14 protein-coding genes and 1 pseudogene are annotated in these 13584 nt (G+C 69.4%); 11 read left to right on the top strand and 4 right to left on the bottom strand.

What is annotated here, in order from left to right; all coding sequences use genetic code 11:
- Positions 1–323 (bottom strand): GNAT family N-acetyltransferase (locus EIO58_RS05630; protein ID WP_127818683.1); only part of this gene is annotated, 323 nt, incomplete at its 3' end.
- Positions 324–564: 241 nt separating this feature from the next.
- Between EIO58_RS05630 and rlmN the strand changes: the two genes are divergently transcribed.
- The 11 genes from rlmN to EIO58_RS05575 all read left to right on the top strand — a co-directional run bounded on the left by rlmN (position 565) and on the right by EIO58_RS05575 (position 11698).
- Positions 565–1833 (top strand): 23S rRNA (adenine(2503)-C(2))-methyltransferase RlmN, encoded by a 1269-nt coding sequence (rlmN, locus tag EIO58_RS05625; protein WP_127818680.1) that lies wholly within the window; start codon positions 565–567, stop codon positions 1831–1833.
- 207 nt (positions 1834–2040) lie between these two features.
- Positions 2041–3774, top strand: a complete 1734-nt coding sequence (locus EIO58_RS05620; RefSeq protein WP_127818679.1) for an ABC transporter ATP-binding protein — start codon at positions 2041–2043, stop codon at positions 3772–3774.
- Complete coding sequence (locus tag EIO58_RS05615; RefSeq protein WP_127818678.1) at positions 3771–5912, top strand: ABC transporter ATP-binding protein; 2142 nt, start codon at positions 3771–3773, stop codon at positions 5910–5912. Before EIO58_RS05620 ends, EIO58_RS05615 begins: the two co-directional genes overlap by 4 nt.
- Before the next feature lie 108 nt (positions 5913–6020).
- On the top strand, positions 6021–7034 hold the full coding sequence (locus EIO58_RS05610) for an aldo/keto reductase family protein (protein WP_127818677.1): 1014 nt from the start codon (positions 6021–6023) through the stop codon (positions 7032–7034).
- 13 nt (positions 7035–7047) lie between these two features.
- Positions 7048–7530, top strand: coding sequence for an NUDIX domain-containing protein (locus tag EIO58_RS05605; RefSeq protein ID WP_240658591.1), 483 nt, complete (start codon positions 7048–7050; stop codon positions 7528–7530).
- A 69-nt stretch (positions 7531–7599) separates the two neighbouring features.
- The gene (locus tag EIO58_RS05600; protein WP_127818682.1) at positions 7600–7971 is read left to right on the top strand and encodes a VOC family protein; all 372 of its coding nucleotides are present in this window, start codon (positions 7600–7602) and stop codon (positions 7969–7971) included.
- A 109-nt stretch (positions 7972–8080) separates the two neighbouring features.
- Complete coding sequence (locus EIO58_RS05595) at positions 8081–8383, top strand: hypothetical protein (protein ID WP_127818675.1); 303 nt, start codon at positions 8081–8083, stop codon at positions 8381–8383.
- Positions 8380–9603: a hypothetical protein gene (locus EIO58_RS05590; RefSeq protein WP_127818674.1), complete on the top strand. Its 1224-nt coding sequence runs from the start codon at positions 8380–8382 to the stop codon at positions 9601–9603. Before EIO58_RS05595 ends, EIO58_RS05590 begins: the two co-directional genes overlap by 4 nt.
- Positions 9604–9653: 50 nt before the next feature.
- A complete protein-coding gene (locus tag EIO58_RS05585) occupies positions 9654–10265 on the top strand; it encodes a hypothetical protein (protein ID WP_127818673.1) in 612 nt (203 codons plus the stop codon).
- Positions 10255–10860, top strand: a complete 606-nt coding sequence (locus EIO58_RS05580; protein WP_127818672.1) for a hypothetical protein — start codon at positions 10255–10257, stop codon at positions 10858–10860. Before EIO58_RS05585 ends, EIO58_RS05580 begins: the two co-directional genes overlap by 11 nt.
- A complete protein-coding gene (locus EIO58_RS05575) occupies positions 10850–11698 on the top strand; it encodes a hypothetical protein (RefSeq protein ID WP_127818671.1) in 849 nt (282 codons plus the stop codon). Before EIO58_RS05580 ends, EIO58_RS05575 begins: the two co-directional genes overlap by 11 nt.
- A 13-nt stretch (positions 11699–11711) precedes the next feature.
- Here the strand turns inward: EIO58_RS05575 and EIO58_RS05570 are convergent, their stop codons facing one another.
- The 3 genes and pseudogenes from EIO58_RS05570 to EIO58_RS05560 all read right to left on the bottom strand — a co-directional run.
- The gene (locus EIO58_RS05570) at positions 11712–12266 is read right to left on the bottom strand and encodes a ribonuclease H family protein (RefSeq protein WP_240658590.1); all 555 of its coding nucleotides are present in this window, start codon (positions 12264–12266) and stop codon (positions 11712–11714) included.
- Between the two features lie 20 nt (positions 12267–12286).
- Entirely contained in the window at positions 12287–12754 is a 468-nt protein-coding gene (locus EIO58_RS05565) for a GbsR/MarR family transcriptional regulator (protein ID WP_127818670.1), read from the bottom strand.
- 19 nt (positions 12755–12773) lie between these two features.
- A pseudogene (locus EIO58_RS05560) lies at positions 12774–13584 on the bottom strand (polyketide antibiotic transporter); the annotation flags it as partial.

Below are 13584 nucleotides of genomic sequence, written 5' to 3'. Positions count from 1 at the left end.
GCGCCGGCCGCCCGGCCGCGGTCCTCGACCGCGGCGAGCAGCGTCGTGCCGATGCCGCGGCCCTGCTGGTCGGGCGCGATCGCGATGCGTCCGATCAGCAGCAGCCCGCCGTCGCGCCGAGCGCGGACCGCCCCGACGATCCGCGTCCCGTCGAGTGCGACGCATCCGAGGTTCTCGCGCAGTTCCGCCTCGAGCTCTTCGAGCGTCTGCGTCAGCGGCGGCATCTCGGGTGTGCCATAGATGAGGGCCTCCTGCACGAACGCCGCCCGCTGCAGCGTCAGGACCTCGCCCGCGTCTTCGGGCCGGATGTGTCGTACGGTCACGTCGCTCACGCCGCCACGCTAGTGGCCTTCGCGATCGCGTGCCTAGGCTTGACGCACGGCCGAGGAGCGTGCCGGGCTGCTCCTGAGAGTGAGGCACGGGGTCGGCCGAGGCGAGCGGCCGGGCTGAGATGAGGACGCTCACGTGCCGTTCGACCCTCATCCCGGCGTCCGTCCTCGTGCGGGCGTGACGCGGGAGCGCGAGCCCGGCATCCGTCCAGGCGGGTCGCCTACCCTGGATCGCATGACCGAGTCCTCCCCTGCGCCCGCGGCCGAGCTCGGCGCGGTGCGAAGCACGAAACCCCGCCAGGTGCGGCCGGCGACCGAGGGGTGGACCCAGAAGAAGGATGCCGAGGGCCGGCCGCTCCTCCAGTTCGCCAGCCCCAAGCGCGGCAAGCCGCCGGTGCATCTCGCAGACCTGACGCCCGAGCAGCGCGTCGAGAGGGTCGAGGAGCTCGGGATGCCGGGATTCCGGGCGAAGCAGCTCGAGAAGCACTACTTCCAGCACTGGACCCACGACCCGGCCGAGATGACCGACCTCCCGGCCGCCGGTCGCGAAGAGTTCGTGCACGGCATGCTGCCGCCGCTCCTGACCGAGGTGCGCCGCCTCGAGACCGACCGCGGCGACACCATCAAGTTCCTGTGGAAGCTGCACGACGGCGCCCTCGTCGAGTCGGTGCTCATGCGCTATCCCGGCCGCATCACGCTGTGCGTGTCGTCGCAGGCCGGCTGCGGCATGAACTGCCCGTTCTGCGCGACCGGGCAGGCGGGCCTCACGCGCAACATGTCGGCGGGCGAGATCGTCGAGCAGATCGTCCGCGCGAACCGCCTCATCGCCGGCGGCGGTCTGGGAGGCAAGAAGAAGGATGACCACTCGGCCGACCGGGTTTCGAACATCGTCTTCATGGGCATGGGCGAGCCCCTCGCGAACTACGCGCGCGTGATGCAGGCGGTGCGCGTCATGACCGACAAGCAGCACGGCCTCGGCATGAGCGCGCGCGGCATCACGGTGTCGACCGTCGGTCTCGTGCCGGCCATCACGAAGCTCGCGAACGAAGACATCCCGGTCACGTTCGCGCTGTCGCTGCACGCGCCCGACGACAGGCTGCGCGACGAGCTCATCCCGGTGAATTCGCGATGGAAGGTCGACGAGGCGCTCGACGCGGCGCGCGCGTATTTCGACAGGACCGGTCGCCGGGTGTCCATCGAGTACGCCCTCATCAAGGACATGAACGACCACGCCTGGCGCGCCGACCTCCTCGCCGAGAAGCTCAACGCGCGCGGCCGCGGCTGGGTGCACGTCAATCCCATCCCCCTCAATCCGACGCCCGGCTCGATCTGGACGGCGTCCGACGTGCCGGTGCAGAACGAGTTCGTGCGGCGCCTCAACGACGCCGGGATCCCGACGACGCTGCGCGACACGCGCGGCAAAGAGATCGATGGCGCGTGCGGGCAGCTCGTCGCGACCGAGGACGACCAGGCGGTCGCCGCCGTCACCCCGCTCGAGGTCTGAGGGTTCCGGGTGCCGCGGCCGCGGCATCCGTCCGGGTCGCAGCACGCGATATATCGTGTTAGAGTGCTGAGCGGTCGTCGGGTCCGGGTTCGGCGCCCGTCTTTCGCCCTCCGCGAACCTGGCTGACGGATGTCGGTGGTACGTGGAAGTGTCGTCCTCAACAATCCCTCGCACTTTCGTGCGCTTCCTCGCGCCCTGGAGATCCCTGTGCTCGCCAAACTCCTCGTCCGATATCTCCGACCATCAGGGTGGCTCCTGCTCGGCGTGCTGGTGTTCCAGTTCGCCTCGGCGCTGGCCATGCTGTTCCTGCCGAACCTCAACGCCGACATCATCAACAACGGCCTCGTCCAGGGCGACACCGAGTACATCCTCAACACGGGTTTGCTGATGCTCGCGGTGTCGCTCGGCCAGATCGTCGCCGCGATCATCGCCACCTGGTTCGCCGCCCGCGCCGCCATGCGCGCCGGGCGCGACCTGCGCGACGACATCTTCGAGCGCGTGTCGGGCTTCTCCGAGCGCGAGGTGACCGGATTCGGGGCGGGCTCGCTCATCACGCGCAACACCAACGACGTGCAGCAGGTGCAGATGCTCGCGATGATGGCGGCGACCTTCCTGGTGTCGGCGCCGCTGCTCGCGATCGGCGGCATCGTCCTCGCGGTCGCGCAGGGCCCGAGCCTGTCGTGGATCATCGCCGTCGCGGTGCCCGTGCTGCTCATCGTGGCCGGACTCATCATCGGCCGCATGGTGCCGCTCTTCCGCGCCTTCCAGGTGAAGCTCGACGGCGTGAACCGCGTGATGCGCGAGCAGCTCACCGGCATCCGGGTCATCCGCGCGTTCGTGCGCGAGCCGATCGAAGAGAACCGGTTCGGCGAGGCCAACACCGACATCATGGTCGTCGGCCGCAAGGTCGGCTCTCTCTTCGTCGTGCTCTTCCCGGCGGTGATGCTGATCCTGAACGTCACGGTGATCGGAGTGATCTGGTTCGGCGGCATCCAGGTCGATGCCGGCGATATCCAGATCGGCACGCTCTTCGCCTTCATGCAGTACGTCATGATCATCCTGTCAGGGGTCATGATGGCGAGCTTCATGACGATGATGATCCCCCGCGCCGCCGTTTCGGCCGAGCGCATCGGCGAAGTGCTCGACACCCGCTCGACCCTCGCGCGGCCCGCAGACGCGCAGGCCGACTTCCCCGAGCCCGGTGCCGTCGAGTTCCGCGACGTGACGTTCACCTACCCGGGTGCCGAGCATCCGATCCTGTCGGATGTCAGCTTCCGCGCCGCTCCAGGAGAGACGGTGGCAGTCGTCGGATCGACCGGTGCAGGCAAGACGACTCTCGTCTCGCTCATCCCGCGCCTTTTCGACGTGACCGACGGTACGGTCCTCGTCGGCGGCGTCGACGTGCGCAAGGCCGACCTCGACGCGCTGTGGCGCACGATCGGCCTCGTGCCGCAGCGCCCGTTCCTGTTCTCGGGCACGATCGCGTCGAACCTGCGCTTCGGCCGGGAGGAGGCGACGGATGCCGAGCTCTGGCACGCGCTCGAGATCGCACAGGCGAGCGACTTCGTGGCGCAGATGGAGGGCGGCCTCGACGCGCGCATCGCGCAGGGCGGCACCAACGTCTCGGGCGGTCAGCGCCAGCGGCTGGCGATCGCGCGTGCGATCGTGCACAACCCGCGCGTGCTGGTCTTCGACGACTCGTTCTCGGCGCTCGATCTGACCACCGACGCGAGACTCCGGCAGGCGCTGTGGCGCGAGCTGCCCGAGGTGACCAAGATCGTGGTCGCACAGCGCGTGTCGACGATCACCGACGCCGACCGCATCATCGTGCTCGACGACGGCGGCATCGTGGGTCTGGGCACCCACGAGCAGCTGCTCGAGACGAGTCAGACCTATCGCGAGATCGTCGAATCCCAGCTCGGAGCGGAGGTCGCCCGATGAGCGACGACAAGAAGACCAACGGCCGCGCCGAGCGCGGCGCGCGCAAGGCGGGTGCCGGGGTCGAAGCCGTCGCCGAGCTCAGCCCGGAGGAGAAGCTCGAGCTCGAGCTCGCGGAGCAGGCCCGACTCGCCGCCGACGACTGGAGCGGCGGCGTCGCCCCGGGCAAGGCCGCGAACTTCGGTACGTCGTTCCGCCGGCTGCTGGGCATGCTCAAGCCGCACGCGTTCGCCCTCATCTTCGTGACGCTGCTGGGCTCGATCGGCGTCGTGCTCACGGTTGCGGCCCCGAAGGTGCTCGGCGAGGCGACGAACATCCTGTTCGAGGGCGTGGTGTCGGCCATGGCTCCGGCCGGCGCGACCAAGGAGCAGGTCGTCCAGGGTCTCGTCGACGCGGGTCAGCAGGACCTCGCCAACATCGTGTCGGCGATGCAGCACTTCGTGCCCGGCGCCGGAGTCGACTTCATGGCGCTCAGCCGAGTGCTCCTCTTCGTCCTCGCGCTGTACTTCGCATCGTCGCTGCTGATGTGGTTGCAGGGCTACGTCATGAACGTCGTCATGGTCCGCGTGATGTGGCGGATGCGCGAGCAGGTCGAGGCCAAGGTCCACCGACTGCCGCTCAGCTACTTCGACCGCGTGCAGCGAGGCGAGCTCATCTCGCGCGTCACGAACGACATCGACAACGTCACGCAGATGATGCAGCAATCGCTGTCGCAGGCGCTCACGAGCGTGCTCACCGTGGTCGGCGTGCTCATCATGATGCTGACGATCTCATGGCAGCTGACGCTCGTGGTGCTGGTGAGCTTCCCGCTCATGGGCGTCCTGTTCGGCGTCATCGGGCCTCGCTCTCAGAAGGCCTTCGGCATCCAGTGGCGCAAGGTCGGGCGGCTGAACGCGCGCGTCGAGGAGTCGTTCTCGGGCCATGCTCTCGTCAAGGTCTACGGCCGCGAGAAGAGCGCGCGCGAGGCGTTCCGCGTCGAGAACGAGGAGCTGTACCAGGCGTCGTTCAAGGCGCAGTTCCTGGCGAACACCATGCAGCCCGCGATGATGTTCATCGGCAACCTCACCTACGTCGGCATCGCGGTCTTCGGCGCGCTCATGGTCGCGGGCGGCCAGCTGCGCCTCGGCGACGTGCAGGCGTTCATCCAGTACTCCCAGCAGTTCACCCAGCCGCTCGCGCAGCTGGGCGGCATGGCCGCGGTCGTGCAGTCCGGCACCGCGTCCGCGGAGCGGGTGTTCCAGCTGCTCGACGTCGATGAGCAGGAGCCCGACGCCGAGGATGCGCCGGCGCCGGTGGACGGCGACGGCACGATCGAGTTCCAGGATGTCGCGTTCTCCTACACGCCCGACCGCCCGCTCATCCACGACCTGTCGTTCCGGGTCGAGCCGGGTCAGACGGTCGCGATCGTGGGTCCGACGGGTGCCGGAAAGACGACGCTGGTGAACCTCATCATGCGCTTCTACGAACTCGACGGCGGCCGCATCCTCCTCAACGGCCAGAACATCGCCGAGCTCACGCGCCGCGACATCCGTGCGAAGACCGGCATGGTCCTGCAGGACCCGTGGCTGTTCGCCGGCTCGATCCGCGAGAACATCCGCTACGGCCGGGCCGATGCGACCGACGACGAGATCCTCGCCGCCGCACGCGCGACCTACGTCGACCGGTTCGTGCACTCGCTGCCCGACGGATACGACACCCTTCTCGACGAGGACGCGTCGAACATCTCGGCCGGCGAGAAGCAGCTGATCACGATCGCGCGCGCGTTCGTGGCGCAGCCCTCGGTGCTGATCCTCGACGAGGCGACGAGCTCGGTCGATACGCGCACCGAGCTGCTGGTGCAGCACGCGATGGCGGCGCTGCGCAAGGGCCGCACGTCGTTCGTGATCGCTCACCGCCTCTCGACGATCCGCGACGCCGACCTCATCCTCGTGATGGAGAACGGCGGGATCGTCGAGAAGGGCACGCACGACGAGCTCATCGGGGCGAAGGGTGCATACTTCCGGCTCTACAACTCGCAGTTCGAGCAGGCCGCGACCGACCTCGACGAGCAGTTCGGCGCCATCGTCGACGAGTCCACCGCCGAGCCGGCGGGCGACCCCGCCGTCGATGCGAGCGAGGACGAGACCGCACCGGTCGCCTGACGCGCGCTCGGCTGTCGCCGCCGACGACGGATGCCGCACCGGGTGTGCCCGGGTCGCGGCATCCGTCCGTCGAACCGACGTGTCCGCCAGGACGGGTAACGTTTTCTCATGGTCAACTACCGGTATCTCGGAAACAGCGGTCTCAAGGTCAGCGAGATCACCTACGGCAACTGGGTCACCCACGGCTCGCAGGTCGACGACTCGGCCGCCGTCGCGACGGTTCACGCCGCACTCGACGCGGGCATCTCGACGTTCGACACGGCGGACGTGTATGCCAACACCCTTGCCGAGGAGGTGCTCGGCAAGGCCCTCACCGGTCAGCGCCGGGAGTCCCTCGAGATCTTCACGAAGGTGTACTTCCCGACGGGGCCCAAGGGGCCGAACGACACCGGCCTCAGCCGCAAGCACATCATGGAGTCCATCAACGGCTCGCTCCGCCGGCTCGGCACCGACTACGTCGACCTGTATCAGGCCCACCGCTTCGACTACGAGACGCCGCTCGAAGAGACCTTCCAGGCGTTCGCCGATGTCGTCCGTCAGGGCAAGGCGCTCTACATCGGCGTCTCGGAGTGGACGGCCGAGCAGCTTCGCGAGGGTCACGCGCTCGCCAAGAGCCACGGCATCCAGCTGATCTCGAACCAGCCTCAGTACTCGGCGCTATGGCGAGTCATCGAGGGCAGGGTCGTGCCCACGTCGGAGGAGCTCGGCATCTCGCAGATCGTGTGGTCGCCGATGGCGCAGGGCGTGTTGAGCGGCAAGTACCTGCCCGGTCAGCCGGTGCCGGACGGGTCCCGTGCGACGGATGAGAAGAGCGGCGCCAACTTCATCCAGCGCTTCCTGCGCGACGAAGTGCTCGAGGCCGTGCAGCGGCTGAAGCCGATCGCCGAGCGGGCGGGCCTCACCATGCCGCAGCTGGCCATCGCCTGGGTGCTGCAGAACGAGAACGTCGCGTCGGCGCTGGTGGGAGCCTCCCGTCCCGAGCAGCTCGCCGACACCGTCAAGGCCTCGGGAGTCGTGCTCGATGCCGACACGCTCGCGGCGATCGACACCGCGCTGGGCGACACCGTCTACAGCGACCCCGAAGACACCTACACGCTGTCGCCGAAGACGCGCCTGGTGTGATCGGGGCCTGAGCGTGCCGAGATCGACCAGCGCCGGCATCCTGCTGTACCGGCTGCAGCCCGAGACCGAAGTTCTGATCGCCCACATGGGCGGTCCGTACTGGGCGAGCAAGGATGCCGGCGCCTGGTCGATCCCGAAGGGCGAGTACGCCGAGGGTGAGGAGTCCGCGCTCGACGCCGCCCGGCGCGAGTTCCGCGAGGAGCTCGGCGTCGATGCTCCCGACAGTCCGTTCGCCGAGCTCGGAACGTTCCCGTACTCATCGGGCAAGCGCGTCACGGTGTTCGTCGCCGATGGCACCGGGTTCTCGCTCGACGAGCTGGAGTTCGGCGAGTTCGAACTGGAGTGGCCGCCGAGGTCGGGCCGGACGGCATCCTTTCCCGAGGTCGACCGCGTCGAGTGGATGCCCCTGGACGAGGCCCGCGAGAAGCTCGTGAAGGGCCAGCGCCCGGCGGTCGACCAGCTCGAGGAGCATCTGTCGCAGGCGGCTGAAGGCTGACGCACGCCCTTGTGACCCGGGTGCGGTGGAGTCACACTGGACGGGTCGGCCCGAACGAGAGGACCCATGATGGCTCACGGCGACATCACGCACATCGACATCCCGGTGAGCGACTTCGACCGGGCGAAGGCCTTCTACGCGGGTCTCTTCGGCTGGGACATCGCCGAAGTGCCCGGCTTCGAGGGCTACCCCATGTGGCAGGCCCCCAACAAGATCTCGGGCGGCGGCCTCGCCCCGCGCGAGGAGGGCTTCACGCAGCCGCGCTCGTATGTCGAGGTGGACTCCATCGACGACACGGTGGCAGCAGCGCGAGATGCCGGGGCGACGGTGCTCATGGAGAAGAGCGAGATCTCGCCCACGAGCTGGTGGGCCGTGATCGCCGACGCGGACGGCAACGTCATCGGTCTCTACGAAGGCACCACCGAGGCGCCCGAGGCCTGACGCACACGCGCGCGCCCCGGCGTGTGACCCGGCGATGGGGAGTTCTCCCCATCGTGGCCGCGCCCTGGTGCTACCTATGCTGTCATCGAGTGCTTTTGGGGGCAGGACGATGACAGATGGCGTGGAGATCCCGCTGCGATCGATGAAGGCGCTGAGCGACGCGCTGACAGAGATCATCGCCGAGTTCGCGGCTGCCGAATCGCGAACCGGCGCACTGGTCGAGGCGATCGGAAGCCCGCACGGCGACAGCAGGCTCGCGCGTGCCGCCGAGGACTTCGAGTCCGAATGGAATGACAAGCGGGAGACGCAGCGGCGCAATCTCGAAGAGATGAAGAAGCGCATCGATGACGCGCACGAAGGCTGGGTGCAAGCCGACCTCGAGCTCGCGCAGAGCATAGAGGGGTCGGAATGACCGAGAACTCGTACATCTACTCGCGCGACGAGATGCCGCCCACCGAAGGCGGACGGCGCGTGCGCCATATCGCCGGCGACCCGGGAGTCATCTCCACCCGCGCGAGCGACATCGAGGCACTCGGCGAGAAGATGGCGCGCGCCGCGGCCACCCTCCAGCTCTTCGCGGACGGCACCGTGGGTCGAGGTCTCTCGTTCGACGACATCCGCGAGCAGGCGAAGGAGGTCTATGAGGATCTCCGTGTCGCGTCGCAGCGCTACTTGCCGAGCGGTGAGGCGCTGGCGACGTACGCCAACGCGCTGCGAACGGTGCAGAGCGCGACCGGCTGGCGGGTCGATGGGGCGGAGCGGACCTGGCCCGAGGTGAGGGATGCCTCGTGGGCACTGAGCGCCGCAGAGCGCGATCAGGACGAGTTCGACCGCAACGAGGACCGCGACATCGAGCAGACGGGGACGCGGCCGACGACGTCCGGGGAGCAGAACGCGTTCGACTCGGCCGTCGAGACGTGGGAGGCGTACTGGCGCGGGTACGACGCCCCCGTGGAAACGTGGGAGCCGGCATACGAGACCGCGTGCTCGAGCCTCGAGCGCACCAACGCCGACGGCGTCTCCGACAGCTTCTGGGACAACTCGATGCCCTTCGTTGAGGCGATGCTCGACGTCCTGCTGGTGGTCGGGGTCATCCTCCTGGTGGTCGCCTTCGTCGTCACCGGACCGCTCGCGCTCCTCGCCGGAGTGCTCGCCGCGGTCGCGGGCGTGCTCAGCCTGCTCGGCGAGATCGCCAAGCTCAACGCCGGGCGTGGGGATTGGACAAGCGTCGCTCTCGCCGCGGTGTCGATCATCCCGTTCGGCAAGCTCGCCAAGCTCGCCAGCGTGGCGGACTTCGCACAGGTCGGTGCCCGATTCCCCCGACTCTCCGGTGCGCTGCGGCTGGGTGGCAGCGAGTTCGTCGAGTTCCACGGAGCCTTCAATCGCTATCTCACGTCCAAGATCCCGGATCTGTTCACGGTCCACGGGCTGAACTCGCAGAATCTGATGCGTGTTCTGCACCTGCCGGGCTTCGCAGCCCAGGGGAACCAGTGGGTCGGCGGATGGCGGGCGGGGTGGAACGCGCTCGCCGGAAACCCGCAGAACATTCCCGAGGCGCTCGGCGCATCCGTCGACACGTTGCTGAAGTTCATGGGTCTCATCAAAGACGGCAGCGAGAAGCTCCCGGCATGACGGGATAGGCTCGTCGGCGGTGCGGCGCCGCGCGCCGGAAGGAGTCCGAGATGTCGTTGCGAGCCGAGCTCATCGGCGACGCGGCCGGGATGCCGGGATTCGCGGTGCTGCTCCCCGCCGGGTGGCAGGCGACGGATGCCGACCTCACGGCGATGGGATCGCGGCTCGACGCCGTGCTGAACGCGTTCCCCGACAGCACTCGCGAAGCCGTGCGGGGGAGGATCGCGTCGATGCTGTCCTCGGCGCGCGCAGAGGCGGCGAAGGCAGACATCGTTCGGGTGTTCGCGCCGGCCGGACTCGAGCCGGAGGAGTTCGTGCCCGTGAGCCTGGTCGCCTCATGGCTGCACGCACCGGCCGGCGGCTCGATCCAAGAAGTCGGAGCGGATCTCATCGCCCGACGCGGCGCAACAACGCTCGACCCGGGCGGGTCGATCCTGACCTGGCCGATCACGAAGGCGACCCGCGTCGAGGACGGCGAGGTCGAGGTCGCGGGTGCGGGATACCTGCTGCCGGTGCCGGGCCGACCGAAGACGGCGCTGATGTTCCGGTCGCAGATCCTGCGATCGGCTGCCGGGTTCTCGATACCGGACGACGGCGTGGCGGCCATGTCGCTCGCCTGCGACGCGATCGTCGCGAGCGTGAGGTGGCGCCGTGCCGCGTGAGATCGTGATCCAGGCGGACCCTGACGCCTGGACGCTCGTCCCGGCGTCGGATGACCCGCGGGAATGGGTGGAGCAGCAGGCGGCGCGGGCGCCAGAGGGCGCGCGTGACCGCGTGGCCGAGGCCGCGCGTCTGGCCGCGGCCCATCGGTCGGGAAGCGGCCTTGGCCTCGCCCTCTTCCTTTCGGTTCCCCAGGACGAGCTGTTCGGGATGCTCGGCATCGTGGTGCTCGACGATGTTCCGGCCCCTGAGGATGCTTCCGGCGCGGCCGAGGTCGTCGAAGCCCTGCTGCCCTCTCCATGGCCGGCCGAGATCCTCGCGATCGCTCTCGGACACACGCGCGGGTGGCGCGGCACGGTGCTGGATCCGGACGAAGCGGCAGGCGACTCGGCGGTGGCCCTCCCCCGGACGGTGTCGACCGCGTACGTGCTCGAGCTCCGCGGGCGCTGCGCCGTCGCCGCCCTCACTCCGCTCACGCCGCTGGCCGCCGCGGCCGCGCAGGTCTTGGCAGAACGCGCATTGACGACGCTGGACGTCGTAGATGCGGGCGGGAGCACCGCGCAACGCAGAGATGAGGACGCCATCCATGGCAGATGACGAACTGGCCGAACAGATCGCGGCGGTCCGCCGCGAGATCGCCCCGGCGCTGCCGAAGAACGTCGACCCGAAGACTGTCGAGCTGGCAGCATTCTCGGCGGTCGGTCGGCGAGAGCTCGCGTTGCGCGTCTGGACAGACTCCCGTGAGGCGGCGACCGCCGCCCGCCGCAGCAAGGGCAAGGCCCTGCGCGAGCGGTTCGGCGCCCGCAACCCGAACGGCTGGCTGTCGTTCGTGGCGTTCGGAGGAGCGCTGTGCGCCGCTGTGGCCGCCGTCCTGACCAGCGGCTTCCGGTTCGACCCCGCCGAGACCTCGGCCGCGACGGCGATTCTCGCGGCCTTGGCCGGTGTCGCGGGTCTGATCGTGCTGATCGTCGCGGCCGGGCGCCCTCTCAACCGCTCGATGATCCGCATCCATGGCATCATGACGGCCGGGCTGGTCATCGCGGCTGCGCTGATGTTGAGCCGTGGACCGGGCGTCTGGGCGGTCGTCGTGGCTGCCTCCGCCGTCGTCTCGGTGGTCGGCATGGTCGTGATCCTGGTGTCGCGCGCTCGCGACCACGGCGGGACCGAAGAGATCGACACCGCGATCAACGTCGCCCTCGCCGATACGAAGCCCGAAGTCGAGGCGGTCTCGTTGCGGTTGCAGTCCGAGGTCGCGACGGAACTCGGCTCTCAGGATGCCGCCCGGATCGTCCGGATCCGGACGGCAGTACTCGCCGAGCTCGCGTCGGAGGGAATCCCCGTCGCCGCGGTCCACCCGGAGGCGCCGGCGGGGAGCGTCATCATCGACGACCTCCTCGGCATGTGGGTGCCTGAGGTGCTGCGGGGCGAGATCTGACGGATCACCGGGGTCAGCGGCCGTTCTTGGGGCGCTCCGACACGTCGATCCTGTCCTGCGCGCCGAGCGACGACCACGCGCTCGCCACGCCTTTCGCGGCGTGCTCCGAGGCACGCACCGCGCGCTCGTCGGCCCACGCGTTGAGCACGTGCCCGGAGTGGCCGCGCACGTGCTCGAGAACCACGTCGGGCAGACCCGCCGCCCGTCGCGCGTCGCGCGCGACGATGAGCTGCTCGAGCAGGTCGATGTTCTTCGCGGGGGCACCGGTCGAGGTCTTCCAGCCGCGGCGGCGGTGGCCGTCCATCCACTTCTCGTACGTGTCGATCGCATAGCGCGAGTCGGCCTGGACGACCAGGTGCGGGAGGTCGGCGTGATCCTCGATCGCCTTCAGCAGTCCGGTCAGCTCGCCGATGTTGTTCGTTCCCACGGGGATCGAGCCGGCGGCCCAGTGCCCGTCCTGGGCGACCCACGCCCACCCGGTCGGACCGGGATTCCCCTTGCATGCTCCGTCGGTGGCCACGATGTAGGGGGCAGGGTCGATGGCATGCTCGCCGGGTGAGTCGGTCACCCCGAAATGCTACCCGCGGGTCAGCCGGCCCGGTCGCGGTCGGCCTGCCACTCGGCCACGAGCTCCGGCATCCGTGCGGCCAGGAACCTCAGGAACGCGGAGCTGTCGCGCGCCCGCCTCGCCGAGATCGGCTCGGTCTCGTTCTGGTCGGCGATCTGGTCGGTGAGATCGGCGAGTCGTGTGTACAGCGGCAGATTCGCGAGGGTCACGTCGGCCCACGCGTCGTCGGCGAGGTCATAGCGGTCGCGGCGATCGCCGGGGCGCGACAGACGCTGGACGAGTCGCATCGACGTGAGGTAGCGCACCGCCCCCGAGACGGCGGCCGCAGAGACCCCGAGCCGATCCGCGAGGTCGGCCGCGGTGTAGCCCTCGTCGGGCGAGCCGACGAGGGCCATCATGACGCGGGCGGGCATCCTGGCCATGCCGGCGGCGGTCAGCAGGGCGGCGGCCTGCTCCGCCGCTTCGACACCGGGATGCTCGCTGGTCATTCCGCCTCCTGCTTCGAACCTACCCGCCCGGTGCGAGTTCCCGCCGTCGCATGAGGGCGAGGGATGCCGCAGCCCCCGCCAGCGCCGCCACCGCCAGCCATACCACCCCGTTCGCCTCGATACTGTCGCCGTCGGGAAGCGGCACCGCCGCGAACGGCGACAGCGCGACGATGTCCTCGTCGATGCCGAAGATGGTTCCGAACAGCGCCAGGCACGCTGCCACCAGGACGAGGGACCACCCCAGGCCGATCGTCAGCCGTGGGGCCAGCGTGAACACGATCGCGGTGACGGCCGTGAGGACCGCGGCTGCGAGCACCTGGCCGGCTCCGACGACGAGCGCGTCCGCGATGAGTGAGGAATCCCCGCCTGTGGCGGCAAGGGCGATCGCCGCTGTCGCGACCGCGGCGCCGACGATGAGCACGATGCCGATGAGCGCGACGACGAGGAATGCTCCGAGCCAGCGCGCCCGGTCCACCGGTGCCCCGAGTGTGAGCTCGGCGGTGCCGTGGGTCTCCTCCTGACGGGCCCGCTGCACCGTCTGCACGCCGAAGCATGCGGCCAGGACGCCGACCATGACGAAGAACGTCACGATGAGTCCTTGATCCATCGAGCCTTCGGCGGCCAGCCGCTCGAGGATCGCCTGCACCGCGGGATTGTCGGAGGCGACCTCTTCCACCACCGACGCGAGGGAGGTCGAGAGCACCCCGACCGTGGCGGCGCCCACCGCCCACGCGAGGAGCGAGCCCGCGCTCAGCCGCCACACGAGTCCGACCGGGCCCGAGAGCAGCGCCGACGCCTCCGCGCGGGCCGGGCGGGCGGCGACGACGCCC

Source organism: Microbacterium sp. CPCC 204701 (genome assembly GCF_004010105.1).
Lineage (GTDB): Bacteria > Actinomycetota > Actinomycetes > Actinomycetales > Microbacteriaceae > Microbacterium.
The sequence above is the reverse complement of the archived record's forward strand: the minus strand, read 5'-3'. Positions and strand labels throughout refer to the sequence as shown.